Here is a 26,692-nt window from a genome sequence, read left to right as displayed (position 1 = left end):
ATGGTGCTGTGAACGGGTAGATCGTGCGCTATATTTCTCCTGGAATCATGGCGGGTGTGTTGATCGGTGCATTATCCGGCCTGGTATCTATCGGGGAGGAATGCTGACGGTGCTTTTTCTTGTTGCTTGCAACACTGAGCTGTATCGTGCTATCGGCACTTCCGCTGCAATCGGGTTTTCGGTAGCGCTGGCCAGTGCGGCAGGTTATGCTGCCAATGGTTTATTGCAGAAACAGCTGCTGTCGGATTACACGTTGGGATATATTTATCTTCCTGCGCTGATTATGGTGGCACTGGCAAGCATGGTAACTGCGCCACTCGGGCTGGAACAGCGCACATTCTGCCTTGCGGTATTACTCAGAAAAATTTTTGCAGGCCTGCTCTATTTACTGGGAATCAAGCTGTTGCTGGATTTCTGGCATTAGCGGAATTTCAATTACCAGAAGGTTTTTTAGATTATGACTGACTCTTTGTTGAAAAGCGGATTGCCTGAAATTCCAGAATATTCCGAGCGGCGCATGCTGCATGATGAACTGAATGCAGATGTCTATGAACTGGTTAATATTCCGCTACAGCTTTCTCATTTGGTCTTGCTCTCGGATCGGCAGTGGGTGGGTAAGGAACGTGGACTGGTGATCGAGCTGTGCAAACATTTCAATACCCGGATTCTCAATGGTGCATTTGATCAGCTGAGTGTTGAACTGGGTGATTTTCATCTGCGCTGGGAACGGCATACAGAATACTCTACCTATACTTTCTACAGGGAGCGCCCGTTTGACGAACCTTTTGCCCGGTCGGCCATTACATACGTTCCGCAGGAATGGTTGGCAAAATTACCCGGAGAGTTACTGGTTGCCACGCACATTGTGCTGGAAGATCGCAGACGCCCCGGTCGCAGTATGAGTGAGCTGGCTACCTTGTTTTCATCCAATACCGTTATTGGTTCGAAAGTCTCGGCGGGAAGCGCCAGTGTCTGGAGTGACAACCAGATCCATCCGGATGGATTTACCCGTTTCCTGGTGCATGATGACAACTTGCGGAGCCGTCAGGTTGGCAGACTGGTGCAGCGCCTGCTGGAGATCGAGACCTATCGTATGCTCACCATCCTGCCACTGTCCATGATCCGTGAAATTATTCCTAAGCTGGAGCAGTACGGAAATCAGTTGATAGGGATGATGGCGACCAACGCTACACCCAATTCGATCGAGGATGAGCAGCAATTGCTGGTAAAACTGACTGCTCTGGCCACAGAGATCGAGAAAATATCAGCCCAATCCAGCCATCGTTTCAGTGCATCGCATACCTATCACGTCATCATGCAGCAAAGGATTACCGAGTTGCGCGAAGAGCGGATTGAGGGTCTGCAGATGTTGTATGAATTAAGAAAACAGCGGGTTACTTCTGCCATGAACACTTTTGACCTGGTGCGATCCAGACTGGATACATTGTCGTTACGCGTGGAGCGGGCCACTTCCATGCTACGCACCCGAGTGGATATTTCGATGGAATCGCAGATCCGTGATCTGCTCAAGTCGATGGATGCCCGGGCTCATCTGCAACTGCGCCTGCAGGAAACAGTGGAAGGGTTGTCAGTAGTTGTTTTGAGTTACTACCTGCTCGGCATTACCGGCTATGGTCTTAAAGCACTCAAAGCTGCCGGATTTGATATCAATATTGAGCTGATGACCGGCATTGCAATCCCGATTGTAGTGGCCTTCGTGTTCCTTGCTATCAGGAGATTCCGTCGGATAGTAGCAAAGCCTGCTTCCGGTGGTAGCAAGAAGAATGCCTGACGTAAAACTTGCGAAAGGAGAGAAAATGGACGATAGCAAAAAGAAATTGACGACCAGTGCCGGTGCACCCGTGCCGGATAACCAGAACGTCATGACTGCCGGGCCACGCGGCCCGATGTTGCTGCAGGATGTCTGGTTTCTGGAAAAACTTGCTCATTTCGATCGTGAAGTGATCCCGGAACGGCGGATGCACGCCAAGGGCTCCGGTGCCTATGGCACCTTTACAGTGACGCACGATATCACCCGTTACACACGGGCCGGGATTTTTTCCCGGGTCGGGAAGAAAACTGATCTGTTCGTTCGTTTTTCTACGGTAGCAGGGGAGCGTGGTGCTGCCGATGCTGAACGTGATATCCGTGGTTTTGCTATCAAGTTTTATACCGAAGAAGGCAACTGGGATCTGGTTGGCAACAATACGCCGGTATTTTTTATGCGTGATCCGTTGAAATTTCCGGATCTTAATCACGCCGTCAAACGCGATCCACGCACCAATTTGCGTAGTTCGCGCAACAACTGGGATTTCTGGACGCTGCTGCCTGAAGCCCTGCACCAGATTACCATCGTTATGAGTGATCGCGGCCTGCCGGCAAGCTATCGACACATGCATGGTTTCGGCAGCCACACGTTCAGTTTTATTAATGTCCGGCAGGAACGCTACTGGGTGAAGTTTCATTTCAGGACACAGCAGGGTATCAAGAACCTGACGGATACCGAGGCGGAAACGCTGATTGGCAAGGATCGGGAAAGTCATCAGCGTGATCTGTACGGAAGCATTGAACGGGGTGAATTTCCACGCTGGACGTTATTTGCGCAAATCATGCCGGAAAGCGATGCAGCCAACCTTGCCTATAATCCGTTTGATCTGACCAAAATCTGGCCACACGGCGATTATCCATTGACCGAAATCGGTGTGATGGAGCTGAATCGTAATCCGGATAATTATTTTGCTGAAGTTGAACAGGCCGCGTTCAACCCTGCCAATGTTGTACCTGGGATCAGTTTTTCACCGGATAAAATGCTGCAGGGACGACTGTTTTCCTATGGCGATGCCCAGCGCTATCGTTTAGGCGTCAATCATTATCAGATTCCGGTCAATGCATCGCGCTGTCCTTTTCATCATTACCATCGTGACGGTGCCATGCGGGTCGATGGCAATCATGGCAGTACGCCCGGATACGATCCGAACAGCTATCAGGAATGGCGGCAGCAGCCCGAATACGCGGAGCCGGCTTTAGCATTGGACGGTGTTGCTGCTCACTGGGATCATCGTGAAGATGAAGACTACTATACCCAGCCGGGCAATCTGTTTCGGCTCATGAACCCCGCGCAGCAGCAGGTACTGTTCGACAATACCGCACGTTCGATCAGTGAAGCACCGCGGGAAATCCAGATCCGGCATATTACCAACTGCCTGAAAGCAGATCGGGCTTATGGCGAAGGTGTTGCCATGGCACTGGGAATTCCGCTAAGTGAAGCAGAATAGTCTGTAGGAGATTTATCGGCCTGGCGGTGCTGCTGTATCATTTTAAGTGGATTATCACTGCCATCAGGCCGCAGAAACACTTTATGTGTAGCAACATTATGTGAACAAAATGAAGTGGCTGCGGTTTTTTAGGTGTAATTAAGGAATCTTACCTTTGATCAAGTTTTTCATGAGCTACATTGCAGGAAAAATCATGATGATCGCCATGTGGATAACATTTTTAGTTTATTCCACCAGACGGAATTGCCACAACGACAGCGCCAGTATCAGCCCAAGTATGGCCACTATCAGATTGACTGCCAGCCCCCATTTTGCTGCATAGTCGGGCGGGAATTCATCTGGTGTGAGGGTTCGCAGGACCGTTGCATACTGGCGGGCAGAATAGGCCGCAATAATCACTCCCAAAATAATGAAAGCCAGCCCCAGCCAGAGCATGGTCATCAACTGGCTGGGGCTGATGATTCCCGGCGAAACAGCAAGTGTGAGTTTGCCTGCACGTTCCACCACGAAACCAAATGCGATAAGTGACAGACTGGTGCGTGTCCACGCAAGCAGCGTTCGTTCAGCAGCAAATAACACTCTTGGATCTTTCAGTTCGGACATGGTATTCCCTTCATATCTATCTGTCTGAATCAGACAGCTGCCTTGGATCGATTATGGTCATAACTTGTATTTTACTGGTTCGGCATTTACCCGGTTCCATTCGATTGTCCGACTGCGCCAGTGATCTTCAATGGCCTGGACGAATTCCCGGTTGACCAGTTTCGCCCGGTTTTCACACCAGAGTGAGGAATCACAGCGAATGACAATACCTTCAACCTTGCCGTTGCGGTAGCAGCTTTGCGCTTCATGCAGTAATTGAGCAAGCTGATTGTGCGTTACTTTCGCACGCTTGAGTAGTGGCACGGTTGTGAAATTCAATTCCCGGGCCAGCTGGTTACGCCGTTCGACACTCCAGAATTTGCCTGCTGTACGATCATAAACGTCAAACAGTAGAAACCAGTCAGGCAGTTTATCGTAATCAAGTGAATGCCTGGCGGCACACCATTCGCCAAACAAGATCAATTCCGGTGTCAGCGCTTGTCTGAGACTGTCTCCATGCTGACCCAGCCAGCTGTTCAGGCGGGAGAACTGTCCGGAAAAAGGTTGTGGCAGATACTGGCCACGATTCTGTGCACGCAATATTCCCTGCTTATCCAGTGAAATACCCAGATTGGCGCCATCCAGTTTTTCCTCGATCAGCACTTCGTCCTGCAGCAAGGCAGCTATTTCGGTATCTGACAAGATTTTGTCATCCCTGGGCTGGCCTTGCCCCAGCCAGAGCAAGTGAGGGGTATTGGGAAAACGAAAGAAGTCAGTCATGATTATTTGTTTGCCTTTTCAGCATGTTTGGCGCGTGACCAGTCTTCAATGAGGGGTTCGAGCGACAGCCCGGCGTGTGTCAGTGCCTGTTCCCAATCATGCCAGTCGGTATCACCAGCGAAGGCAATGGCGCTTTCACCGTACTGCTTCCGGGCTTCCAGTGCTGCTGCAACCATTTTTCGGTCTGCCAGGTCGTGTACTACCGAGTCCAGTGGGGGTTGCAATACAGCGTGGCCGTTATTATCGTATTGAACATCTACATTATCTACCGCCAGGGTACTCCATTTATGGATCAAAACCTGAATTCCATAATCGTTGAATCCGAGTTTGCGACCATATTCTTCCTCGATTTTGCCAGCGGAATCGAGCACCAGTCTTGCCGGACTGCTCTCAAACTCAACCAGCCATTGCCATACCCGGAACTGTAGCGCAGGGTCTTGCGGTGTCGTGTCGATATCTTTCGGTGTGGAAGGATGTGCAACGCTGGCGATAATCAATACATTGGTATCTACCACGTAACGCTGCCTCATTTGTTGACTTGCTCCTGCTGGCGGGCAAACATTAACCGCGCCTGTTCGCGTGTCTCGCCCAATGCGTCGCCGAAGAAGTATTGCGGCCAGTTGCTTACCCGGCCAAATTCATCCACTTCCAGTTTTCGTAATATTGCATTGTCCGCCACTCTTTCCACGAAAAACATGGCAATCTGTTCTGTCGACGTTTCTTTGCGTGCAATCAGGGTCTGCATCCGACGGAACAGATGCTCCGAATGTGTTTCCACAACGAACTGAATGTGACGTGACCGGCTCAGGATCACAAAAAATTCTGCCAGAACGGATTGTGCCAACGGGTGCAGATGCACTTCAGGTTCTTCCAGAATGATGGTGCTGCCTGCGGGAGCAAAGTAACCTGCGGTCAGTACGGGTAAAATTAGGGGTATACCAATACCGACATCGTGCAAGTTGGCGGCAACCCCATCCTTGTGCACCTCAATTTCATAACGGGACGAGCGCCCCAGCTGTTTTATTGCCAGTTTTTCTGCCACTCTCATCCGGGCCAGCCAGTAAGAAATTCCATTCAGAATTTCATTTTGTTCCCCCTTTTTGCTCAACACATCAGACAGGAGGATGTCTATGGCGCGATGTCCGTCGCTTTCAATCTGACCGGGTGTGGTCTTGTTCCAGACGTAATCCCGTTCCGGTTTGCGCCGAAACGGGCCCAGATAGCAGATATTTTCCAGTTTGCGCCGGATGGAAAGGCTGATATCTTCAGCGCGCGCACCATTACTTCCCAGTATGACGATCGCCTCGGCAGGAAGCGCGATGGAGCGTTCCGGTACAAGATTTCTATTTTTGGCGCGCGATCGGGTTTCATCATCAAGAAAAATGGCGTAGTTTTCTTTTTCTTTCCGTGCAGTGCGAAAACGATGCCCGGTAGTGGAGAGCGCCAGTTCCTGAATGATGGGAGCACCGGCAGCTGTTTGTCGGTAGCTGCAGGAAAACCGGCCATTATTTACCCGTGACTGTTCGTGTGCCTCAAAAGCAAATGTAACTGAAAATTCGCGCGGTGATCGTGTGCCGCGTTTCAATACATCATCGAAACTGCCAAAGTTGAATAAATCGCTGGTTTCATCGCCGCCCAGATTGAGGTGAATTGAACGATCCGGCGATTGCGCCGTTTGCTTCAACAGCAGCAGGCTCTGGATAAGTGAGGATTTGCCGGATGAATTGGTTCCCAACAAAACAGTCACCGGTTTCAGCGCGATCATGCCAGTGTCCTGCCAGGCCTTGAAGTTGGTTAATCTCAGAGAAGTGAACATGGTTTTGTTTATTTCCTGTCGTCATATTTTATGAGCCTGTGTATCGCCTGCGTACAATTTTGTTTTTGTCGGCAATCTGAATTTCTATCAGCCACAGGGTGGTTCGGTAAAGTACCAGCCGGGTCTATAATGCAACAATTGAATAATCGTGTTACAGGTAGATTGAAAAATGGAACGTGAAAAACTGGAACTACCGGAAAATGGTAAAAAATTATTGCTGCATTCCTGCTGCGCACCCTGTTCAGGTGAAGTGATGGAAGCCATCGTCGCTTCCGGAATCGATTTTTCCATCTTTTTTTACAATCCGAATATTCACCCGCGCAGAGAATATGATCTGCGTAAGGATGAAAATATCCGTTTTGCCGAGAAGCATGGTATTCCATTGATCGATGCTGATTATGATAGAGATGACTGGTTCCAGCGGGCAAAAGGCATGGAAATGGAACCTGAACGCGGCATCCGTTGCACCATGTGTTTTGATATGCGATTTGAGCGTACGGCTTTGTATGCCTATGAAAACGGATTCGATGTTATCTCCAGCTCACTGGGTATTTCCCGCTGGAAAAATATGGACCAGATCAATGACAGTGGTGTCAGAGCAGCGGCACACTATCCGGGAATCAGCTATTGGACATATAATTGGCGTAAAAAGGGAGGCTCTGCGCGCATGCTGGAGATCAGTAAACGGGAAAGATTCTATATGCAGGAATACTGCGGATGCGCCTATTCGCTACGTGATACCAATAAATGGCGCGTGGAGCATGGCAGGGAGCGTATCCGAATAGGTGAGAAATATTACGGGGACGTTACCGAGTAAATGTGTATTACCTGTAAGAGTTGCTTTAAGAGCTTTCAACTCAATCATCAATGATTCATTAGGCAGCATAATGAATTATCTGGGTTCAAGTTTCTCATGATTAAGGGCTCCACAAGGTCTATTGTTTACTCGGATTGTTTTTCTGGCGCATTTTGTTGTCCAGTTTCTGCATTTGCTCGGGTGTGAGTACTGCTTGCAGGCTGGCGCGGGTTTCTTCCTGAATTGCCTGTAGTTTTATCCTTTCCTCGTTGAATACTGCTTCAACTTTCCTTTTTTCATTGTTGAAAATAGTTTCGACCTGGGAGCGCTGTGTGTTATTGAGCCCCAGCTCTTTGGCCATACGATTGACTACTACATGGCTATCAGCAGGCTGCGTTGCTTCTTGCGCCAGTACTACCGTAGATGACAGTAAGGCTACTGAAGCCAGCGTGATGATCATGGTATTTATGGTCATGCAAATCTCCCTGAGAGCCGCCACCGGATACTGCGCGTGTGCGGCAGCGGGCAGCGTGTCAGAATAATCCGGAAATAGTACGCGCCAGGCCATTGGTCAATTCAGGCGCTGCTTCCTCGTATTCGAGATTGGCCTTGTTGGCCATGCTGACGACACGGGTGCGGTACTTGTTCATTTCGCTGACTTTGGAAGAGGTTTGTCTTTTGGACCCCTCAACTCCTTGTTTCAGATCCTGCTGGCGATCTTCGCGTACGATGACGTCACTTTCAGCGCGTTCAGCGATCTCGATATCGGTAATGGCCATAAAGGTGACGTCTTTCACTGCGGCTCCGGCGATGGTATCTACCAGGCTAAATGCTGCCGCACCGGCGAGTGCGCCAATCCCGGCACCACTCCAGCCGCCAATTCCTGCACCCGTGGCCGCGCCAACAGTAGTCCCTAATGCAGCACTACCCAATCCGCCATAACCCGCTCGTAAGGCTGATTCAGCTGCGGTCGGGCTGGCTTTTTCAACACTCAACACATTGGCTTGCAGCCAGTAATGCGCTACTTTTGGATTGTCTGTAATACGGTAGCCTTTGCTTTGCAGCGAATGGATGACAGACGGGACGATATCGAAATTAGTTTTGTCTGAAGTATTGCGAATGTTCAGGTAGACGACTTTTTGCCCCGGTTCGACCGGATCCAGAAAAATGGTGTCACTCATCTTGGTCTGCACATCCAGATCCTTTTTGGCAAGGGATGTGTGAACCGCAGCACAGCCGCCTAATATCAAAGAAAGGGCCATGATTCCGGTTAAGGTCCAGGCTGGTTTATTGATGGAATAACCCATGTCATCTCCTAGAATATTTGTGTGAAAAAATTAAACGAGTAAATATATTTATATCTGTGACTTAAGGGACCTCTGGAAAATGTCAACGAGGCAGTCAGTTTAAGGCGAAAGTCGGCGAAGAAGCGGAGTTTATACGTAATAAATGAGCATTTTGAGCCGACTTTAAATGCAAAAATGACAACGCAGGTAGTTTTTCAAAGGTTTCCTGGCGTATGCTGCGTAACCGGACAATTTACCAGCCATAATAAAAGGGAAGGTAGCGATTAAAGCCATAATAGCCCCCGTAATACGGGCGCGCGTATCCTCCGAAATAGCTCCCGTAACCATAATTTCTACCTGTCGTGCAACCCGGTCCGACGCAAGCGGGTGTATGACTTGGTGAGATGTTGGATTTGCCTCTTTGGGTGGCTTCTTTCAATGAGGAGGTCAGTTCTGCATCGCTGGGAACACCGAAGGGCCTATTGAGAATCTCAGCATTGAATCGTTGTTGAATTTCGCTGACATTCTGTGCCCATCCTGCAGCACTGCTGGTCAAAAGAAACAATAAACTCGCATAAACAGCAAAATTTGATTGTTTTGTGCTCATTTTGCCTTCTCCTTACGATTATAAAGTTTACTCTTGGAATGGAGTCTGTTTCAGATTCTTGAATGGTTTTCTCGTTGCCAGGGGTGAGTAGATTTGAAGGAAACGGGAGGAGATTGTTCGGGTGTATCTGCAGAAAGTAGCCTGTTTAAGAATTCTCGTTCGGTTCCGGATCTTCTGCCCGGGGAGCAGCGGGTTGTGTTGTGAGTGGATGGGTCGAGTTGGGAATACTTCCCGGAACTCTGGGAGTGGTGCAGACAACGTCGGCATTCTGTGCGCGGTGGCGCAAGGCATGATCCATCAGTACGATAGCCAGCATAGATTCCACGATGGGCGTTGCCCGGATGCCGACACAGGGATCGTGCCTGCCATGGGTTTCGACCAGTACAGGATTTCCTGTCTTGTCGATCGAACGTCGTGCCAGGCGGATACTGGAGGTGGGTTTGATCGCTATACTGGCGACGATTGGCTGGCCACTGGAAATCCCACCCAAAACTCCCCCGGCATTGTTGCTCAGGAACCCTTCCGGGGTGATCTCATCCGAGTGTTCCGTCCCTTTCTGGGTGACGCTGGCGAATCCGGCACCGATTTCCACACCCTTGACTGCATTGATACTCATCATGGCGTAAGCGATATCGGCATCCAGCCGGTCATAAACCGGCTCGCCCCAGCCGACCGGTACCCCTTCAGCCACGACATTGATTCTGGCACCCACCGAATCGCCTGATTTTCGCAGACTGTCCATGAAGGTTTCCAATTGCTCGACATAATCATTATCTGCAGCAAAAAACGGATTCTGATTGACGACATCCCAGCTTTTGAAAGGAATAGCAATCGGGCCGAGTTGTGCCATGTAACCCCGGATGACGATACCGTGGTGTTGTTGCAGCCATTTTCTGGCGATAGCGCCGGCTGCTACTCGTACAGCTGTTTCACGGGCAGACGAGCGGCCGCCTCCCCGGTAATCGCGGATGCCGTACTTCTGCCAGTAGGTGTAGTCCGCATGGCCCGGGCGGAATACATCCATGATCTTGCTGTAATCTTTGCTGCGCTGATCCTCGTTGCGAATCAGCAGGGCGATTGGCGTGCCTGTCGTTGTATTTTCAAATACGCCGGAGAGGATCTCTACCCGATCTGCCTCGCGTCGCTGTGTGACATGCCGGGAAGTACCGGGTTTGCGCCGATCCAGTTCCTGCTGAATATCTTCGGTTGACAGGGCTAATCCGGATGGGCATCCATCTACGATACAGCCAATGGCTGGACCGTGAGATTCACCGAACGAAGTGACACTGAACAGTTTTCCGATGCTGTTGCCAGACATGACAAATCCTTGGTTGAACGGGGAAATGCAAAGTCTAACATAAGCCCAGGCGGGGAGACGGGTTGAGGGCCATCTGCCAGCGTGCCAATTCAGGGTTGTGCAGGTAGAATTGGCTGAAAAAACCGATTGGTGAACAAGCATTATTACAGGGGGAGGGGGTATGGATTTTGCACAGGTCAAGGATTACCTGGTTGATTTACAGAACAGAATTGTAGCCGGGCTGGAGCAGGCTGATGGTCAGTCATTTCGCCGCGATACCTGGGAACGCCCGGAAGGCGGGGGAGGAGCCAGTTGTGTGATCGAGGAAGGCAATGTGCTGGAACGCGGAGGCGTCAATTTCTCGCATGTGTTCGGTAAGGGATTGCCTGCCTCGGCTACTGCAGCCCGTCCAGAACTGGCTGGCAGGGCGTTTGAAGCAGCGGGTGTTTCGCTGGTGCTGCATCCGCGCAATCCCTACGCGCCGACCGTCCACATGAATGTCCGTTTTTTTGCAGCGACCAAGGAAGGGGCAGAACCAGTGTGGTGGTTTGGCGGCGGGATGGATCTCACGCCTTACTATGGTTTTGAGGAAGATGCTGTTCATTTTCACCAGACTTGCAAGGATGCCCTGCAACCCTCGGGCAGCGAATACTACCCGCGCTTCAAGAAATGGTGTGATGAGTACTTTTATTTGAAACACCGCAAGGAGCCGCGCGGTATCGGCGGAGTGTTCTTTGATGATCTTAACCAGCCGGATTTTGCCACCTGTTTTAGTCTGACCAGAAGTGTCGGTGATCATTTTCTGGCCGCCTATCTGCCGATTCTACAAAAACGCAAAGATATTTCCTATGGTGAACGTGAACGGGATTTTCAGGCGTATCGGCGCGGCCGCTATGTAGAATTCAATCTGGTATGGGATCGCGGCACGCTGTTCGGCCTGCAGTCGGGAGGACGTACCGAATCTATCCTGATGTCGCTGCCACCCATCGTCAAGTGGCGTTACGACTGGTCGCCCGCAGCAGGCAGCTCAGAGGCCAGGCTTTATAGCGATTTCCTCATCGGGAAGGACTGGTTGCCGCTTGATTGATGCTGCAGCTCTGCAGGATGATGTTTTTCAGAACAGGCAGCTTGCCGTGGAAGAAATGTTCAGCCCCGGGAATGACGGTTACCGGAAGGGTTTGAGGCGTTGCCCAGTTCAGTACGCTCTGCAGCGGCACAACGGTATCCTGATCACCCTGAATGATCAGAATATGCCGGGCATGATCAACTACGGGTGGGGCATGCAAACGTTCCACCGCCGGCGCGACCAGCACCAGCGTATCGGGCTTTAGCTGCTGTGCGACATGCGCCTGAACCCCGCCGCCAAATGAAAATCCGGCCAGTGTCAGCGGCAGTGGTTCCGGCCCGGTGTCGTACTGCTCGCGCATGGCCCGGGTAATCGCCAGCACATCTTCGATTTCTCCTTTTCCTTCCGCATAGCTGCCTTCACTTTTTCCCACACCACGAAAATTGAATTTTACTGTGATGTACTGCTGTTCGATAAAAGCCCGGGTGAGGATGTAGACGATTTTGTTATCCATGCTGCCCTGATACAGCGGATGCGGGTGTGCCACCACGGCAAGCCCGCGCGGCGTCCCCTCCGGCAGTGTGACAACGGTTTCCAGTCGGCCGGCCGGGCCGGTAACGAAGCGTTTTTGTTCATTGGGCATGGATGACAGGTCCTGTAACAAATGACTGTTTTATGACGGGTAGTTATAGTATAGGGTGTTTGGCCGGATAATGAGTGAAGGCCGGTACCGTATTTACGGTGCACATGATTTTTTCGTTCAGTATGGCGTCACCTTGAATGATGTATTTTCTATGACGCACTATCCAGTGATATCTCTGAATCAGATCAATGGCTACAACAGAAAACCAAATTGAACAAAACTTGATCGCCAAGCTGGGCGAACTCAAATATACCCCCCGCCCGGACATCCGTGACAAGGATTCACTTGAGCAGAATTTTCGCGACAAGTTCGAGGTGCTGAATCGCGTTCATCTGACCGATGCCGAATTTGCCCGCCTGCGCGACGAGATCGTCACCACTGATGTCTTTGCCGCTGCCCAGACCTTGCGCGAGAAAGGTAAATTCACCCGCGAGGACGGCACGCCGCTGGAATATATGCTGGTTAATCTCCGCGACTGGTGCAAAAACGAGTTTGAAGTCGTCAACCAGCTGCGCATCAATACCGACAACAGCCTCCACCGCTACGACGTTATCCTCCTGATCAATGGCCTGCCGCTGGTGCAGATCGAGCTGAAAACACTACAAATCAGCCCGCGCCGCGCCATGGAGCAAATCGTCGACTACAAAAATGATCCTGGCAACGGCTATAACAACTCGCTGCTCTGCTTCATGCAGTTGTTTATCGTCAGCAACGAAAACGACACCCGCTACTTTGCCAACAACCGCAACCAGCATTTCAGCTTTAACGCGGAAGAGCGCTTCTTGCCCATCTACCAGCACGCCGACGAAAAAAACAACAAAATCGCCCACCTGCACGAATTTGCTGAAGACTTCCTCGAAAAGTGCAGTCTGGGTCGCTTGATCAGCCGCTATATGGTTCTGGTGCAGAGTGAACAAAAAATCCTCATCATGCGCCCCTACCAAATTTACGCGGTCAAAGCGATAGTGGACTGTATTCACCAGAATCGCGGCAACGGCTATATCTGGCACACCACCGGCAGTGGCAAGACGCTCACCTCGTTCAAGGCTTCCACGCTGCTGAAAGACAACCCTGATATTGAAAAATGCTTGTTCGTGGTGGATCGCAAAGATCTCGACCGCCAGACCCGCGAGGAATTCAACAAATTTCAGGAAGGTTGTGTCGAGCACAACACCAACACTGAAACCCTGGTGCGCCGCATGCTCTCGGAGGATTATGCCGATAAGGTGATCGTCACCACCATCCAGAAGCTGGGCCTGGCACTGGATGAAAACAGCAAGCGCAACAAGGCCAAACAAAAAGAGGGTAAACAGACCTACAAGGAACGCCTCGAACCCCTGCGCGACAAGCGCGTGATCTTTATCTTCGACGAATGCCACCGCTCCCAGTTTGGCGAGAACCACAAGACCATCAAGGAATTCTTCCCCAAGGCGCAATTGTTTGGTTTTACCGGCACGCCGATTTTTGATGAAAACGCCACCTATCAGCAGATCGATGGCAATGTCGGCTCCTACAAAACCACAAAAGACATCTTTGAAAAAGAGCTGCACGCCTACACCATCACCCACGCCATCGACGACAAAAACGTGCTGAGTTTCCACATCGACTACTTTGGCAAGGAGGGCGACAAAAAGCCGAAGAAAGGGCAAACCCCGCCGCCGGAAGCCGTTATCAATGCCATCCTGGCAAAGCACGACAGCGCCACCGGCCACCGCCGCTTCAACGCAATACTGGCCACCGCCTCCATCAACCACGCCATTGAATACTACGAGTTATTTAAAACTCTACAGACCAATAAACAGGCCGAAGATGAAGCCTTCGAGCCCTTGCATATCGCCTGCGTCTTCTCGCCACCGGCGGAAGGCAACAAAGACGTGCAGCAGTTACAGGAAGATCTGGCGCAGGAAAAGGAAGACAACAAGCAGGAGCCTGAGAAAAAGAAGGCCGCGCTCAAAACCATTATTAACGACTACAATCGCCAATACGGCAGCAATCACAGCATCAACGAATTCGACCTCTACTATCAGGACGTGCAACAGCGTATCAAGGATCAGAAATACAGCAACGCCGACTACCCGCGAAAAAACAAGATCGACATCACCATCGTGGTGGACATGCTGCTCACCGGCTTCGACTCCAAATACCTCAACACCCTGTACGTCGATAAAAACCTCAAACACCACGGCCTGATCCAGGCCTTATCGCGCACCAATCGCGTGCTCAACGACAGCAAACCCTGGGGCAATATCCTCGACTTCCGCTATCAGGAAGATGAAGTGGATGCCGCCATCGAGCTGTTTTCCGGCGCAGCCATCGATCGGGCGCGGGAAATCTGGCTGGTCGACCCCGCCCCCAGGGTGGTGGAAAAATTCACCACTGCTGTGGGCGCGCTGGAAAAATTTATGGCTGCCAAGGGACTGCCCTGCGAGCCTTCGCAAGTGCTCAACCTCAGGAGCGACACCGCCAAGGCGGAATTCATCAACCACTTCAAAGAGGTGCAAAAGCTCAAGACCCAACTGGAGCAATACACCGATCTCGATGACCAGAGCAAGCAGATCATCGAGCAGAAACTGCCCACCGACACCCTGCGCAGCTTCAAGGCTGCCTATCTCGACACCGCACTGGAACTCAAGCGCAAGCAGGGCAAAGGCGATGAAACCGCTCCAGAAGTGGAACAACTGGAATTCGATCTGGTGCTGTTCGCCTCCAGCCTGATCGACTACGACTACATCATGGGGCTGATTGCCCAATCAACCGGAGCGGTGAGCAAAACCAAAATGTCACGCGGGCAACTGGTCGAGCTGATCAGCGCCAACGCCAATTTGATCAACGAGCGGGATGACATCATTTCCTATCTCTACACTCTGCCGACAGACAGCCCGCTGCAAGAATTCCAGATTCGTGAAGGTTATCAGGAATATAAAGTACAAAAGGCCGCCGCCGACCTGGCCTGCATCGCCGACAAGCACGGCCTGCCAACCGCAGCACTGCAAGCCTTTGTCGATACCATCATGGGCCGCATGATCTTCGACGGCGAACAGCTCACCGACCTGCTTAGCCCCCTGGGGTTAGGTTGGAGAGCGCGACGTGAAGCTGAGCTGGCCTTGATGGAAGAGCTGGTGCCCTATCTGCAAAAACTCGCGGGTGGACGCGAGATATCGGGGTTGAATGCATATGAGTAAGCTAGAGAAAAAGGGCTTGGTGCCAGCACTGCGCTTTCCTGAGTTCCGTGACGCGGGTGAGTGGGAGGGAAAGAAGATTGGTCAGATTTCTGAAACTGTAACGGCTGGTGGTACGCCAAGCACTTCGGAAAAAGAGTATTGGGGCGGCGGCATAAGATGGATGAATTCAGGAGAGCTAAATTATAAGAGAGTGCACGAGGTGCAAGGCCGAATTACAGAAAACGGGCTGCGAAACTCAAGCACTAAAATAATTCCAAAAATGTGCATATTAATAGGTTTAGCCGGTCAAGGGAAAACTCGCGGCACTGTTGCCATGAATATGGTTGAGCTATGTATCAACCAATCAATCGCTGCAATTTTTCCAAACGAGGACAGTTTTTACAGCGATTTTCTATATCACAATCTGAATAACAGATACGATGAATTAAGAAGCCTATCCGCAGGCGGTGAAGGGCGTGGCGGGCTAAATTTACAGATTATTAAATCCTTGAGGGTTCCGCTTCCAAGCTTAAAAGAACAACAAAAAATCGCTGATTGCCTCACTTCCGTTGACGACCTCATCACCGCCCAAACCCAAAAACTCGACGCCCTCAAGACCCATAAAAAAGGCCTGATGCAGCAACTCTTCCCCGTTGAAGGCGAAACTGTCCCCAAACTCCGCTTTCCTGAGTTTGGGGATAAGGGAGGGTGGGAAGAAAAGCCACTTGAAAAAGTGGCGATCTTTTCAAAAGGTAAGGGTGTTTCTAAATCAGATATATCACCGAATGGCAAACAGCCATGCATTAGATATGGCGAACTTTATACTCATTGCAATGAGACAATAAAAACGGTCATATCTTTTACGGATGTTCCAGTCAATGAGTTGGTTCTCAGTGAAGCAAATGATGTGATCATTCCCGCATCTGGCGAAACTGAAGAAGACATTGCAACTGCCTCATGCGTTTTGAATAGTGGCATCGCGTTAGGAGGTGATCTAAATATTATTCGATCAAACTTGAATGGGGTTTTTCTCTCTTATTACTTGAACAACGCCAAAAAGAAAGAGATTGCCCGATTGGCTCAAGGGATTTCAGTTGTTCATTTATATTCAAGCCAACTGCAAAGGCTAAATATCAATGTTCCAGGTCTGCCGGAACAACAAAAAATCGCTGATTGCCTCACCTCCATCGACGAACTGGTCACCGCCCAAACCCAAAAACTCGACGCTCTCAAGGCTCATAAAAAAGGCCTGATGCAGCAGCTTTTCCCTGCTATGGATGACGATTGCGTGGACGCAGGAGGTAGAGCGGCGCAGGATGCCAAAGCCGAGGTAAGCACATGACACAGCTCATCCTTTACACCAGCGAAGACGGGCAGGCCCAGGTGCAACTGCGGGCCGACCAGGGTACGGTTTGGCTGACCCAGTTGGAGATGGCGGAGCTTTTTCATACCACGAAGCAGAATATTGCCAAGCACCTGAAGGCTATATTCACTGAAAAAGAATTGAGCGAGGAATCAGTTGTCAACCATTGGTTGACAACTGCCCCCGATGGCAAGAACTACCGAGTAGCGCATTACAACCTGGACGCGATTCTGGCCGTGGGCTACCGCGTGCGCTCACCGCGCGGCGTGCAGTTTCGCCGCTGGGCCAGCACGGTGCTGGCGGAATATCTGCGCAAGGGTTTTGTCATGGACGACGAACGGCTCAAGAATCCCGATGGCCGCCCGGATTATTTCGACGAGATGCTGGCGCGCATCCGCGATATTCGCGCCTCGGAAAAGCGGTTTTATCAGAAAGTGCGCGAGCTGTTCGCGCTGGCGGCCGATTATGACAAGACCGACCAGGCCACTCAGCAGTTTTTCGCTACGGTGCAAAACCTGCTGCTGTATGCGGTGACGCAAAAGACAGCCGCCGAGATCATCCTGGCCCGCGCCAACCCGGCCGATGTGCATTTTGGTTTGCTCACGTGGAAGGGGGCCCAAGTACGCAAGCAGGATATTCTGATTGCCAAGAATTACCTGATCGAAGATGAAATCGACACGCTGAACCGGTTGGTGGTGATCTTTCTGGAAACCGCCGAGCTGCGCGCCAAACGGCAAACCATTACCAGTATGGCCTTCTGGCGTGAGAACGTCGGGCAGATCATCACCGCCAACGGTTTCCCACTGCTGGCAGGCGCCGGCTTGGTCAGCCATGACCGTATGGAGCAACAAATAGCTCCGCTGTTCCTGGGCTACGACCGGCGCCGCAAAGCCCAGGAGGCGCAAGCGGCGGATGCGCAAGATGATGCCGAGTTGAAGGCACTGGAAAACAAGATCAAGCATCGCAAGGATCACCCTCATGACTAAAGAAGAACTGAACCAGTTCGGCAAAACGCTCTGGGCAAAACGCTCTGGGCGATCGCTGATGATCTGCGCGGCGCGATGAATGCCGACGACTTTCGCGACTATATGTTGTCGTTTCTGTTTTTGCGCTATCTCTCCGACAACTACGAGACGGCGGCGAAAAAGGAATTGGGCAGGGACTATCCCGTGCCCCAAGCAGGAGACTGGCGCGCGCCGCTGGCAATCTGGTACGAACAGAACGTCGACGATATCGAGGATTTTGAAAAGCAGATGCGCCTCAAGGTGCATTACGTGATCGAGCCGCAGCACCTGTGGAGCAGTGTTGCTGAAATGGCGCGTACGCACCATGACGACCTGCTGGATACCCTGTGGAAGGGCTTCAAGTACATCGAGGAAAAATCATTCGAGAGTACGTTTCAGGGGCTATTTTCCGAAATCAACCTGCACTCCGAAAAGCTGGGCAAGAAGCCGGCTGATCGCAATGCCAAGCTCTGCACCATTATCCAGAAAATCGCTGAAGGCATTGCAAAATTCAGTACCGACACTGATATCCTGGGCGATGCTTATGAGTACCTGATCGGTGAATTCGCCGCCGGGTCCGGCAAAAAGGCGGGGGAGTTTTATACGCCGCAACAGATTTCCAGCATTCTGTCCAGGATCGTTACGCTCGATAGCCAGGAGCCAAAAACAGGTCTGAAACCAAAATTAAATAGTGTCTACGACTTCGCCTGCGGTTCCGGTTCGTTGTTGCTGAATGTGCGCAAGCAACTGGGTGCGCACGGTATTGGCAAAATCTACGGGCAGGAAAAAAACATTACCACCTACAACCTGGCACGCATGAACATGCTGCTGCACGGGGTGAAGGATACCGAGTTCGAGATACACCACGGCGATTCGCTGCTCAACGACTGGGATATCCTCAATGAGATGAATCCGGCCAAAAAGCTGCAATTCGATGCCGTGGTGGCTAATCCGCCTTTTAGTTACCGCTGGGAGCCGAACGAAGCACTGGGTGAGGATTTTCGTTTCAAGAACTACGGCCTTGCGCCGAAGTCCGCTGCCGACTTCGCCTTCTTGTTGCACGGTTTCCATTTTCTGAGCGACAGCGGGGTGATGGCCATCATCCTGCCCCATGGTGTACTGTTCCGGGGTGGCGCGGAGGAACGTATCCGCACCAAGTTGTTAAAAGACGGCCACATCGACACCGTGATCGGCCTGCCCGCCAACCTGTTTTTTTCCACCGGCATCCCGGTCTGCATTCTGGTGCTGAAACGCTGCAAAAAGCCGGATGATGTGCTGTTCATCAATGCTTCAGGCCCAGAAAATTTTGAGAAAGGCAAACGCCAAAACCGCCTGCTACCGGGGCACATCGACAAGATCGTTGATACCTACCAGTTTCGCAAGGAGGAAGCGCGTTATGCGCGGCGGGTGGGGATGGAAGAAATCAGGCAAAACGATTTCAACCTGAATATTTCACGTTATGTGAGCACCGCAGTGGCGGAAAAAAAAATTGACCTTGCGGACACACAGCAGCAACTGGTGGATATCGAGCTGGAGATTGCGCAGACAAAAGCCAGGCATAATGAATTTCTGAAGGAATTGGGTCTGCCGGTACTGCCGTAATGGCTGGTCAGTTTTTTTATATTCCTGACACTATCAGACGGCGCATTATCGAATGTTTCTATTCAGCTTTGGTTCAGTCAGATGACGTAAATTGGTACCATCAGGAATCAACCTGAAAAGAATACCAAGGAGAAATACCATGAATGTCAAAATTGGGAAACTGGGTGGCTTGGCATTAATCACATTATTAACTGCCGGTTTGGCAGTCCCTTCTTTGGTACACGCCGATAGAGGACATCGTGGCCATAAACACCATCACCATCACCATCATTACTACGATGACGATTACGATGATGATCGTCATCGCCATCGTCATCGCCATCGTCGTTCCAGAGGGTACGTGCAGCTCTATAGTCAGCCACCTGTCTACTATCCGCAACCGCAATATGGCTATAATTACAACTATTATCCCCCGGCGCCGGTTTATGTTATTCCGCCCCGGGTGAATATGGGGATCAATACCGGGAATGTAGATTTTATGTTACGTTTCTGATGCGAAGGCGAGAGCAGGCATAAACTAAAAACTTATCCTGCTTTCGTCTGATTTCAATGACCGGCGTGCAAGGATGAGGGGTTATGAATGGATGGCAGCAAGCGTTACTGGTTATGCTGATCATGATCGCTGCGATGTCCAATACCACAGCCGGCCGGCATAATGCAGCCAGCGAGCACAATAAGGCAGGTCATTCAGCGAGCGGTGTTATTTCTGAACAACGGGCAATTGCAATTGCACAGCGGCATTTCAAGGGGCGTGTGCTGGCAATCAATCGGACCGATAATCTTTATCGCGTCAAAATACTCAGTGACCGGGGGATCGTTCACACTGTTCTGATCAATGCGCAGAATGGCGCTGTTGTGTCAACTCAATCTTCAAAATAAATTTCATGATCGTCAGGACGATTCAATCCGGCGCACTTTATTGTCAATCTGTGCGACAAGAGGCTTGAATGCGTATTCTGGTCATCGAAGACGAGCTTCATTTGCAAAACCAGATTCGTCAGCAGCTGGAAGCAGCAGGTTACCTGGTTGATACCTGCAGCAACGGGGAAGAGGGATTGTTTTTTGCCACGGAATACCGTATCGATGCCGCCATTATTGATATTGGCCTGCCTGGTCAATCCGGTCTGGATATTATCAAAACGTTGCGACAGGGTGGCAGTCTGCTGCCGATTTTGATCCTGACCGCACGCAGCAGCTGGCAAGACAAGGTACAGGGGCTGGAAACAGGAGCGGATGATTATCTGACCAAGCCATTCCAAATGGAAGAACTGCAAGCACGGCTCAAGGCGCTGTTACGCCGTGCCACCGGTATCTCACAAGCCTTACTGGAATGTGGCCCCATTGTGCTGGATATGACGGCACAACAGGTTGCCGTCAACGGTGAGAATATCGAATTGACTTCGTTTGAATATCGCCTGCTGGAAGAACTGGTACGCCATCAGGGTGAAGTGCTTTCCAAATATACGCTCGCCGATGCGCTCTATCCGCACAACGAAGATCGGGACAGTAATGTACTTGAAGTCATGATTGGCAGATTGCGGCGCAAACTCGATCCCGATGGTACATTGAAACCGATTGAAACCCTGCGCGGGCGCGGCTACCGCTTCGTACTGGAATGTAATAAATCATCATGATGTCACTCAATCAGCGCGTTCTGCTGAGTGCTGCATTGGTGTTGCTGGTTTTTATCGGCGGGATTGCATTCACGCTGGATCGTGCTTTCTACGATAGCGCACGCATCGGGGTGAAAGATCGGCTGTTTACAAAACTGTTGATGCTGATGGGTGATGCCGAAGTGGAAGAATCCGGGAAACTGGAGATACCCGTTTATCAGCTGGATGCGGAGTTTGCAGGCGTTAATTCACATACCTATGCTTTCATCGTTGATCCTGCCAATACCATTGTTTGGCGTTCTACTTCGTCACTGAATAAACCTGTTCCGGCTATTGCTCCACTGGAACAGGGAGAAAAAATATTTGAGAAAATCCTGCTGAACGATGAGCCGCACTTTATCTATCGTTACAGCATTGCCTGGGAGACCCTTTCCGGTGATTACCCGCTGACTTTTAACGTCATTACTGATACCACGCTACTCGAAGCACAAATAGAGCGCTATCGCGAAGATTTGTGGGGCTGGCTGGGTGTAATGGCGATTGTTTTGCTGGTTGCGCAGATGCTGGTATTACGCTGGGGATTGCTGCCATTACGCAAGGTTTCCGTGGAGCTTGCCGCAATCGAATCCGGTCGGCAGGAAAGTCTCAAGGGTATTTATCCCAGAGAGCTTAAATTGCTGACCGACAGCATCAACTCCCTGATCGCCCACGAGCATAAGCAGCAGAAACGCTATCGCAACGGTCTTGCCGATTTGGCGCACAGCCTGAAAACACCACTGGCTATATTGCAAGGTGCAATTCATGGCGAAGACAAGGAGGTGATCCGGTACAGAGCGATTCAGGAGCAGATCGACCGTATGGATAACACAATCCAGTATCAGTTGCGTCGCGCCGCAACTGCCGGCAGTTCACCGGGCATGGGGGTGATCCTGTTGCGCCCGATGATCGACAGAATTGTCAACACGGTTACCCGGGTCTATCGCCACAAGCATCCGAAGGTTACAGTGGACATTGAGAGCAGCATCCGGCTGCGCATCGACGAAGGAGATCTGATGGAGTTGTTTGGCAATCTGATCGACAATGCATTCAAGTGGTGCCGTCATAGCATTCATTTATCAGCCGGTTATCAGGGAGATCGAGTGGAGATTCAGATCAGAGATGACGGCCCTGGCATTCCACCGCATGAAATTGCCCGTATTCTGGAACGCGGCGTACGTGCTGATCAGTCCACTTCTGGTCATGGTATCGGACTGGCCATTGTGCGTGACATCATGCAGGTATACGGAGGAGAGTTGTTGCTTGAGAACCATCCTGAGGGTGGCCTCAACGTGATCTTGCACTTGGAATCTGTTCATGTAGGCTGATAGATATCCCCAATACAGACAGCCTGTTATGGCGGATGATTGCTAAAATAGGCTCGAATAACCGGGGTTGTATTTTTCTTTCTGGAAAGATACTGATTTATAAACAGCCAGAGAACCTCTTAAAAACGTCAGCGAGGCAGTCAGTTCAAGGCAAAAGTCGGCAAAAAAGCGGAGTTTATACGACGTAATAAATGAGCATTTTAAGCCGACTTTTAACGCAGAAACGACAACGCAGATAGTTTTGCAGAGGTTCCCCAGGGATTTTCTGCAGAACTGTCTGTGTTGTCTCGCCAGCATGTTTCAGCGGATCCCTGAACAAAAATGACTAATCATGACAGCTCAAATGTATGTACAGCATCTGCTGGACTTTATTGATCAGAGTCCGAGTCCATGGCACGCAGTTGCTACGATTGAAGCAGAAATCGAGAAATTTCAGTTTATCCGGCTCGATGAAACGGCTAAATGGAAATTACGGCCGGGTAGGCGATATTATGTCGTGCGGGATGATTCTTCGATCATATTGTTTGTGCAGGGACATAAGCCACCAGCAGAATCCGGATTCAGGATTATCGGCGCGCATACTGACTCGCCCGGGTTGCGGATCAGGCCGAATGCTGCAGCCGCCAGTGATGGCATCGTCCGTCTGGGAGTTGAAGTTTACGGCGGACCCATTCTTGCCACCTTTGCCGATCGCGATTTGAGTCTGGCCGGGCGGGTCAGCTATACCTACGGGCGCGGGCATCTTGCGCATAAACTGGTGCGTATTGATCAACCGTTGCTGCGCATACCGAACCTGGCAATTCACATGAATCGTGGTGTCAATGAAGAAGGGCTGAAGCTGCATAAGCAGAATGAATTGTTGCCCTTCCTCGCGCAGTTAACCGGTGACCAATTGCCGCAATCCTGCTTCCTGACATTACTGGAGCAAATGACGGGGATCGGTGCTTCACAAGTCCTGTCCTGGGATCTGGCAGTCTATGATACGCAGAAAGGGGTGTTCTGGGGAGCAGATCAAGTGTTTTATGCCAATAGCCAGATTGATAATCTGGCCTCCTGCCATGCCGGATTGCAGGCAATATTGGATGATGCTGCCCTGAATCATGCCGAAGGTACACTTGTTTGTGCGTTCTTTGATCATGAAGAAATTGGCAGTAAAAGTTATATTGGCGCTGACGGCAGTCTTTTGGCCGATGTATTGCTGCGGATCAGCCAGGCTGCTTCCTCTGATCATGAAGACGCTGCGCGTGCGCTGGCCCGGAGTTTCCTCGTCAGTGCGGATATGGCACATGCTTATCACCCCAATTTCCCTGCGGCGTATGATGCGGATCACAAAGTGTTCGTGAACCAGGGGCCGGTGATTAAATTCAATGCAAATCACCGCTACAGCTCGGAAAGTATTTCTGCCGCCCACTTTATTCATTGGTGTGAGGCAGCCGATGTACCTTATCAACGCTACTCGCACCGTTCGGATTTGCCTTGTGGCAGCACCATCGGGCCGATGGCCTCGGCTAAACTCGGCATCCGCAGTATTGATATTGGTTGTCCAATGTGGGCGATGCACAGCATCCGGGAAAGCGCTGGCGTGCAGGATCACGAATATATGATCAGAGTGCTGAAACAGTTTTTATTGAGTTAGGGACCCTCTGAATAAGGCTTCCTGATTTTGGCAAAATACCTGGATTTCACGCACCGATTTTTCCGGTGAAGCAGATAATCTTCGCCGACGCCGAGTACACGTGGAAAACGTAAGAGGCTCGATAAGCGCAGTGCGCTGTAGCAGGTCAGACGTAAGATCGAGAAGGCCAAGATCCAGGTGTGTGCCAACATTTGCTGGCGAATACAGGAGAGTTGCCGGCAGAAAGGATTTAGAAATGAGCGGGTGACTTGATCGTTTTGGGTCGAAGCGGCGCTTATAAAATCGGTAAGGGTTGAAGTTGGTCAGAAAGACAGGAATACCTTGATGGCTCGGACATTGTCCCGATGGTGAGCACTGTCGACTACGGCAAGAGAAAACAACAAAGCTCAAACCGTGAGCAACTCTTTAAAATGGAATCATTTTGTGTGACACCGATTGTATATCACAGCCCTTTGCCTGCAGTTTCTTTCATCTTCCCGGGCATCATCAGCATCATCTTGCCTGCGACAATATGTCACATTTTCAAACAGGTTTTATCAAGGCATAATTATCTCATTATCCGTATCACCTGATGTTCAGGTTCATGTTTATGCAGTATGAATAAAAATATGAGGGAAAAATATAGATTTTTTCCTTGTGTTTTAAGCTGAATTAACAGGTGCTCTGCGAGTAAAGGTTGCTTCCTCCTCTACTTGTGCCTGTCCTTTTACATTTCTGTGAAATGACAGGCCTTTTTTTTGCATATCATTCGTTTTGCATAGTACTCGCGGGGAAAATGAGGGTTGCTGTCAGGCCACCTCCGGTCGATTCAGAGAAGTGAATGATTACAGCGTGCAGTTGTGCAATTTCCTGGACGATGGACAAACCCAAGCCACAACCATCACTGGCCGATCCGGGAATACGGTAAAAGCGTTCAAATACCTTGTCGCGTTCTTCAGTCGAAATGCCGGGGCCGTTATCCTCCACCGCGAGGTAGGGATGGCCGGAACAGATGCCGCTGCAAACCGTGATGGTACTGCCGGTAGGGCAGTAGCGTAGTGCGTTGTCAATCAGATTCCCCAGCGCTTCACGCAGCATCCAGGCGATCCCTTCGGTAATAGCCGGTTTGATTTCAAAGCCGAGATCGATATTTTTGAGCAGGGCGCGATCAATAAAGGTTGACGCTGAGCTTTCAGCCAGTTCATGCAGCGCTACGGGCTGAAAAATCTGGTTGGCAGAAGCCGCCGGTTCGGTTTGTGCGTAGATCAGCAGCTGGGTAACGAGATGTGCAATACGCTCGACTGATTCCTCGATACGCGCTAATCGTTCTTCATTGCGCAGGTATTTTCCTTCAATAGCTACCAGTTCGATCTGAGTCTGTAGGCCGGCAAGTGGTGTGCGTAACTGGTGTGCGGCGTCAGCCAGAAAACGCTGCTGGGCCGCAGCAGCCAGGCGCAGTGATTCAAACAACTCGTTGAGCCGGGCGAGCATCGGGCGGATTTCGCGCGGAGCGTGCTCGATATCGAGTGCGCGTAAATCGTGTGGCGAGCGACTGGCAATCTGGTTTTCAATGTGCACAAGCGGTGCCAGCCCGCGTCGGACGCCAAAATAGATCACCAGCAGTGTTGCAGCGATGACCAGCAGATTAGGAAGGGTAATTGCAAGGAGTATGCGATGGCTGGCGTGATCCCGCTCGCGCATGGTTTCAGCAACCGTGATGGTGATTTCATTGCCGTCGATAACAACTCGATGAGTCGTGGCGCGAATTTTTTCACCCTGGTAGACGTCATCGACGAATGGGGGTCGTTCATGCAGTGATCCGGGATAGATTGGCAGATCGGCATCGCCTGTTAGCAGATTCTGATCAGCATTGCGAACGGCGAAAAAAGTTTTGTTCATCGCATTGGAACGCAGCATGGCTTCTACTTCAGGAGACAGATGTAATTCGGAGTTCAGACCGACCGTATGAATATAGGCCACAATATCCAGCGCTGCGTTGTTGAGCGAATAGTCATAGGCAGTATTGGCGGTTTCTTGTGCCAGGCGATAATCAAACAGAATACTCACGACAAATACTGCGATCAGGGGGAGTAATATCCAGAGCAATAATCTTTGTCGTAACCCCAGTGGATGAGTTGGATCAGATTTCATGAAAGGCTCTGATCGATGCGATAACCGATACCACGAACCGTGCGAATTCCAATGCCGCCAGGTGCGATTTTGGCACGCAATCGCGATACATGAACTTCGATGGCATTGGGTGTAATGTTCCTGTCCCACCCCGTCAGGCTTTGCAGCAATTTATTCTTGCTGACGACTCTGGGCGAGGCCATCAGTAGAATTTCGAGAATGGTCCATTCGCGCAGAGTCAAAAAGAGGGGTTGGTCGTGCAGCGTGGCGGTGTGACTGGCGGTATCGAGAACCAATTGATCGTGCCGCAGTTCGGTGCTGGTAACCGAGTAGGCGCGGCGGATCAATGCGCGGATGCGGGCAATCAACTCCGGCAGCCGGAATGGTTTGGCCATATAATCGTCTGCCCCAACATCCAGGCCGGTAACGGTGTCTTCCATGCTGCCCCGTGCGGTCAGAAACAGCACAGGCAGTTGTATTTTTCTGCTCCGCAGATGCTGTACCAGCGATAAACCATCGGCTCCCGGAAGGCCGATATCCACAACCGCCAGATCAAAATTTTCTGCCTGGAGATACTGTATTGCGCGTTCGGCACTTTCTGCCATATCCGTGGTGTAGCCGGCGTTGGCCAGACCCTGTTTGATCCCGCTGGCCACCAGGGAATCGTCTTCCACTACTAAAATACGCATCGC

25 protein-coding genes are annotated in these 26,692 nt (G+C 50.9%); 14 read left to right on the top strand and 11 right to left on the bottom strand.

Translation table 11 applies throughout. The annotated features are described in order from the left end of the window. The first annotated feature begins 100 nt into the window (after nucleotides 1-100). From ABO04_RS12290 to ABO04_RS01055, 3 genes are read left to right on the top strand one after another with little or no spacing between them, the layout of a single operon-like run. Nucleotides 101-424, top strand: coding sequence for a TSUP family transporter (locus ABO04_RS12290; protein ID WP_345852740.1), 324 nt, complete (start codon nucleotides 101-103; stop codon nucleotides 422-424). Nucleotides 425-457: 33 nt separating this feature from the next. Then, nucleotides 458-1,792 (top strand): DUF3422 domain-containing protein, encoded by a 1,335-nt coding sequence (locus ABO04_RS01060; protein WP_160808758.1) that lies wholly within the window; start codon nucleotides 458-460, stop codon nucleotides 1,790-1,792. 25 nt (nucleotides 1,793-1,817) lie between these two features. Then, nucleotides 1,818-3,275 carry a catalase gene (locus ABO04_RS01055; protein WP_160808757.1) on the top strand — a complete coding sequence of 486 codons (1,458 nt, stop codon included), beginning with the start codon at nucleotides 1,818-1,820 and terminating at the stop codon, nucleotides 3,273-3,275. 225 nt (nucleotides 3,276-3,500) lie between these two features. Here the strand turns inward: ABO04_RS01055 and ABO04_RS01050 are convergent, their stop codons facing one another. The 4 genes from ABO04_RS01050 to ABO04_RS01035 are packed head-to-tail and all read right to left on the bottom strand — an operon-like array spanning nucleotide 3,501 to nucleotide 6,453. Then, entirely contained in the window at nucleotides 3,501-3,878 is a 378-nt protein-coding gene (locus ABO04_RS01050) for a DUF202 domain-containing protein (RefSeq protein ID WP_160808756.1), read from the bottom strand. 57 nt (nucleotides 3,879-3,935) lie between these two features. Then, nucleotides 3,936-4,637: an RNA ligase family protein gene (locus ABO04_RS01045; RefSeq protein ID WP_160808755.1), complete on the bottom strand. Its 702-nt coding sequence runs from the start codon at nucleotides 4,635-4,637 to the stop codon at nucleotides 3,936-3,938. 2 nt (nucleotides 4,638-4,639) lie between these two features. Beyond that, the gene (locus ABO04_RS01040) at nucleotides 4,640-5,167 is read right to left on the bottom strand and encodes a hypothetical protein (protein WP_160808754.1); all 528 of its coding nucleotides are present in this window, start codon (nucleotides 5,165-5,167) and stop codon (nucleotides 4,640-4,642) included. Continuing rightward, nucleotides 5,164-6,453: a DUF3696 domain-containing protein gene (locus ABO04_RS01035; RefSeq protein ID WP_160808753.1), complete on the bottom strand. Its 1,290-nt coding sequence runs from the start codon at nucleotides 6,451-6,453 to the stop codon at nucleotides 5,164-5,166. The genes ABO04_RS01040 and ABO04_RS01035 overlap by 4 nt, the downstream gene beginning before the upstream one ends. A 169-nt stretch (nucleotides 6,454-6,622) precedes the next feature. Here ABO04_RS01035 and ABO04_RS01030 point away from each other — a divergent pair, with 169 nt between their 5' ends. Continuing rightward, entirely contained in the window at nucleotides 6,623-7,270 is a 648-nt protein-coding gene (locus ABO04_RS01030; RefSeq protein WP_160808752.1) for an epoxyqueuosine reductase QueH, read from the top strand. A gap of 118 nt (nucleotides 7,271-7,388) precedes the next feature. Here ABO04_RS01030 and ABO04_RS01025 read toward each other — a convergent pair whose 3' ends face one another. The 4 genes from ABO04_RS01025 to aroC all read right to left on the bottom strand — a co-directional run bounded on the left by ABO04_RS01025 (nucleotide 7,389) and on the right by aroC (nucleotide 10,460). Next, nucleotides 7,389-7,724: a hypothetical protein gene (locus ABO04_RS01025; RefSeq protein WP_160808751.1), complete on the bottom strand. Its 336-nt coding sequence runs from the start codon at nucleotides 7,722-7,724 to the stop codon at nucleotides 7,389-7,391. Between the two features lie 58 nt (nucleotides 7,725-7,782). Then, entirely contained in the window at nucleotides 7,783-8,556 is a 774-nt protein-coding gene (locus ABO04_RS01020; RefSeq protein WP_160808750.1) for a complement resistance protein TraT, read from the bottom strand. 232 nt (nucleotides 8,557-8,788) lie between these two features. Then, nucleotides 8,789-9,142, bottom strand: coding sequence for a hypothetical protein (locus tag ABO04_RS01015; RefSeq protein ID WP_160808749.1), 354 nt, complete (start codon nucleotides 9,140-9,142; stop codon nucleotides 8,789-8,791). A gap of 145 nt (nucleotides 9,143-9,287) precedes the next feature. Beyond that, complete coding sequence (aroC, locus tag ABO04_RS01010; RefSeq protein ID WP_160808748.1) at nucleotides 9,288-10,460, bottom strand: chorismate synthase; 1,173 nt, start codon at nucleotides 10,458-10,460, stop codon at nucleotides 9,288-9,290. A 160-nt stretch (nucleotides 10,461-10,620) separates the two neighbouring features. Between aroC and hemF the strand changes: the two genes are divergently transcribed. Continuing rightward, nucleotides 10,621-11,526, top strand: a complete 906-nt coding sequence (gene hemF, locus ABO04_RS01005) for an oxygen-dependent coproporphyrinogen oxidase (protein ID WP_160808747.1) — start codon at nucleotides 10,621-10,623, stop codon at nucleotides 11,524-11,526. Here hemF and ABO04_RS01000 read toward each other — a convergent pair. Further along, entirely contained in the window at nucleotides 11,495-12,148 is a 654-nt protein-coding gene (locus tag ABO04_RS01000; RefSeq protein ID WP_160808746.1) for an alpha/beta family hydrolase, read from the bottom strand. The two genes, hemF and ABO04_RS01000, sit on opposite strands and share 32 nt — an antisense overlap. A gap of 188 nt (nucleotides 12,149-12,336) precedes the next feature. Here ABO04_RS01000 and ABO04_RS00995 point away from each other — a divergent pair, with 188 nt between their 5' ends. The 9 genes from ABO04_RS00995 to ABO04_RS00955 all read left to right on the top strand — a co-directional run bounded on the left by ABO04_RS00995 (nucleotide 12,337) and on the right by ABO04_RS00955 (nucleotide 23,891). Further along, nucleotides 12,337-15,330 carry a type I restriction endonuclease subunit R gene (locus ABO04_RS00995; RefSeq protein ID WP_160808745.1) on the top strand — a complete coding sequence of 998 codons (2,994 nt, stop codon included), beginning with the start codon at nucleotides 12,337-12,339 and terminating at the stop codon, nucleotides 15,328-15,330. After that, nucleotides 15,323-16,651 (top strand): restriction endonuclease subunit S, encoded by a 1,329-nt coding sequence (locus ABO04_RS00990; protein ID WP_160808744.1) that lies wholly within the window; start codon nucleotides 15,323-15,325, stop codon nucleotides 16,649-16,651. Before ABO04_RS00995 ends, ABO04_RS00990 begins: the two co-directional genes overlap by 8 nt. Continuing rightward, the gene (locus tag ABO04_RS00985) at nucleotides 16,648-17,658 is read left to right on the top strand and encodes a virulence RhuM family protein (RefSeq protein WP_160808743.1); all 1,011 of its coding nucleotides are present in this window, start codon (nucleotides 16,648-16,650) and stop codon (nucleotides 17,656-17,658) included. The genes ABO04_RS00990 and ABO04_RS00985 overlap by 4 nt, the downstream gene beginning before the upstream one ends. A 30-nt stretch (nucleotides 17,659-17,688) precedes the next feature. Beyond that, complete coding sequence (locus ABO04_RS00980; protein WP_160808918.1) at nucleotides 17,689-19,278, top strand: type I restriction-modification system subunit M; 1,590 nt, start codon at nucleotides 17,689-17,691, stop codon at nucleotides 19,276-19,278. A gap of 139 nt (nucleotides 19,279-19,417) precedes the next feature. Beyond that, complete coding sequence (locus ABO04_RS00975) at nucleotides 19,418-19,771, top strand: hypothetical protein (RefSeq protein ID WP_160808742.1); 354 nt, start codon at nucleotides 19,418-19,420, stop codon at nucleotides 19,769-19,771. Nucleotides 19,772-19,854: 83 nt separating this feature from the next. After that, nucleotides 19,855-20,157, top strand: coding sequence for a PepSY domain-containing protein (locus ABO04_RS00970; RefSeq protein WP_160808741.1), 303 nt, complete (start codon nucleotides 19,855-19,857; stop codon nucleotides 20,155-20,157). A gap of 68 nt (nucleotides 20,158-20,225) precedes the next feature. Then, nucleotides 20,226-20,912: a response regulator transcription factor gene (locus ABO04_RS00965; RefSeq protein ID WP_160808740.1), complete on the top strand. Its 687-nt coding sequence runs from the start codon at nucleotides 20,226-20,228 to the stop codon at nucleotides 20,910-20,912. Then, on the top strand, nucleotides 20,909-22,255 hold the full coding sequence (locus tag ABO04_RS00960) for an ATP-binding protein (RefSeq protein ID WP_160808739.1): 1,347 nt from the start codon (nucleotides 20,909-20,911) through the stop codon (nucleotides 22,253-22,255). The genes ABO04_RS00965 and ABO04_RS00960 overlap by 4 nt, the downstream gene beginning before the upstream one ends. Nucleotides 22,256-22,586: 331 nt before the next feature. Then, nucleotides 22,587-23,891: a M18 family aminopeptidase gene (locus ABO04_RS00955; protein WP_160808738.1), complete on the top strand. Its 1,305-nt coding sequence runs from the start codon at nucleotides 22,587-22,589 to the stop codon at nucleotides 23,889-23,891. Nucleotides 23,892-24,635: 744 nt separating this feature from the next. Here ABO04_RS00955 and ABO04_RS00950 read toward each other — a convergent pair. Both ABO04_RS00950 and ABO04_RS00945 read right to left on the bottom strand, forming a co-directional pair. Continuing rightward, nucleotides 24,636-26,021 carry a sensor histidine kinase gene (locus tag ABO04_RS00950; protein WP_160808737.1) on the bottom strand — a complete coding sequence of 462 codons (1,386 nt, stop codon included), beginning with the start codon at nucleotides 26,019-26,021 and terminating at the stop codon, nucleotides 24,636-24,638. Continuing rightward, nucleotides 26,018-26,689: a response regulator transcription factor gene (locus tag ABO04_RS00945; RefSeq protein WP_160808736.1), complete on the bottom strand. Its 672-nt coding sequence runs from the start codon at nucleotides 26,687-26,689 to the stop codon at nucleotides 26,018-26,020. The genes ABO04_RS00950 and ABO04_RS00945 overlap by 4 nt, the downstream gene beginning before the upstream one ends. Between the last annotated feature and the right edge of the window lie 3 nt (nucleotides 26,690-26,692).

This window comes from Nitrosomonas sp. HPC101 (assembly GCF_009833125.1).
In the GTDB taxonomy this organism is placed as follows: Bacteria; Pseudomonadota; Gammaproteobacteria; order Burkholderiales; family Nitrosomonadaceae; genus Nitrosomonas.
The sequence above is the reverse complement of the archived record's forward strand: the minus strand, read 5'-3'. Positions and strand labels throughout refer to the sequence as shown.

What these genes read in the sequence shown, in the direction of transcription:
- ABO04_RS00990 (WP_160808744.1), top strand. Translation starts at nt 15,323, where the DNA reads ATGAGTAAGCTAGAGAAAAAGGGCTTGGTGCCAGCACTGCGCTTTCCT.
- ABO04_RS00945 (WP_160808736.1), bottom strand. Translation starts at nt 26,689, where the DNA reads ATGCGTATTTTAGTAGTGGAAGACGATTCCCTGGTGGCCAGCGGGATC.
- ABO04_RS01050 (WP_160808756.1), bottom strand. Translation starts at nt 3,878, where the DNA reads ATGTCCGAACTGAAAGATCCAAGAGTGTTATTTGCTGCTGAACGAACG.
- ABO04_RS12290 (WP_345852740.1), top strand. Translation starts at nt 101, where the DNA reads ATGCTGACGGTGCTTTTTCTTGTTGCTTGCAACACTGAGCTGTATCGT.
- ABO04_RS00955 (WP_160808738.1), top strand. Translation starts at nt 22,587, where the DNA reads ATGACAGCTCAAATGTATGTACAGCATCTGCTGGACTTTATTGATCAG.
- ABO04_RS01025 (WP_160808751.1), bottom strand. Translation starts at nt 7,724, where the DNA reads ATGACCATAAATACCATGATCATCACGCTGGCTTCAGTAGCCTTACTG.
- ABO04_RS01045 (WP_160808755.1), bottom strand. Translation starts at nt 4,637, where the DNA reads ATGACTGACTTCTTTCGTTTTCCCAATACCCCTCACTTGCTCTGGCTG.
- ABO04_RS01055 (WP_160808757.1), top strand. Translation starts at nt 1,818, where the DNA reads ATGGACGATAGCAAAAAGAAATTGACGACCAGTGCCGGTGCACCCGTG.
- ABO04_RS01060 (WP_160808758.1), top strand. Translation starts at nt 458, where the DNA reads ATGACTGACTCTTTGTTGAAAAGCGGATTGCCTGAAATTCCAGAATAT.
- aroC (WP_160808748.1), bottom strand. Translation starts at nt 10,460, where the DNA reads ATGTCTGGCAACAGCATCGGAAAACTGTTCAGTGTCACTTCGTTCGGT.
- ABO04_RS01020 (WP_160808750.1), bottom strand. Translation starts at nt 8,556, where the DNA reads ATGGGTTATTCCATCAATAAACCAGCCTGGACCTTAACCGGAATCATG.
- ABO04_RS00975 (WP_160808742.1), top strand. Translation starts at nt 19,418, where the DNA reads ATGAATGTCAAAATTGGGAAACTGGGTGGCTTGGCATTAATCACATTA.
- ABO04_RS00985 (WP_160808743.1), top strand. Translation starts at nt 16,648, where the DNA reads ATGACACAGCTCATCCTTTACACCAGCGAAGACGGGCAGGCCCAGGTG.
- ABO04_RS00970 (WP_160808741.1), top strand. Translation starts at nt 19,855, where the DNA reads ATGAATGGATGGCAGCAAGCGTTACTGGTTATGCTGATCATGATCGCT.
- ABO04_RS01000 (WP_160808746.1), bottom strand. Translation starts at nt 12,148, where the DNA reads ATGCCCAATGAACAAAAACGCTTCGTTACCGGCCCGGCCGGCCGACTG.
- ABO04_RS00960 (WP_160808739.1), top strand. Translation starts at nt 20,909, where the DNA reads ATGATGTCACTCAATCAGCGCGTTCTGCTGAGTGCTGCATTGGTGTTG.
- ABO04_RS01040 (WP_160808754.1), bottom strand. Translation starts at nt 5,167, where the DNA reads ATGAGGCAGCGTTACGTGGTAGATACCAATGTATTGATTATCGCCAGC.
- ABO04_RS00950 (WP_160808737.1), bottom strand. Translation starts at nt 26,021, where the DNA reads ATGAAATCTGATCCAACTCATCCACTGGGGTTACGACAAAGATTATTG.
- ABO04_RS00995 (WP_160808745.1), top strand. Translation starts at nt 12,337, where the DNA reads ATGGCTACAACAGAAAACCAAATTGAACAAAACTTGATCGCCAAGCTG.
- ABO04_RS01035 (WP_160808753.1), bottom strand. Translation starts at nt 6,453, where the DNA reads ATGTTCACTTCTCTGAGATTAACCAACTTCAAGGCCTGGCAGGACACT.
- hemF (WP_160808747.1), top strand. Translation starts at nt 10,621, where the DNA reads ATGGATTTTGCACAGGTCAAGGATTACCTGGTTGATTTACAGAACAGA.
- ABO04_RS01030 (WP_160808752.1), top strand. Translation starts at nt 6,623, where the DNA reads ATGGAACGTGAAAAACTGGAACTACCGGAAAATGGTAAAAAATTATTG.
- ABO04_RS00965 (WP_160808740.1), top strand. Translation starts at nt 20,226, where the DNA reads ATGCGTATTCTGGTCATCGAAGACGAGCTTCATTTGCAAAACCAGATT.
- ABO04_RS01015 (WP_160808749.1), bottom strand. Translation starts at nt 9,142, where the DNA reads ATGAGCACAAAACAATCAAATTTTGCTGTTTATGCGAGTTTATTGTTT.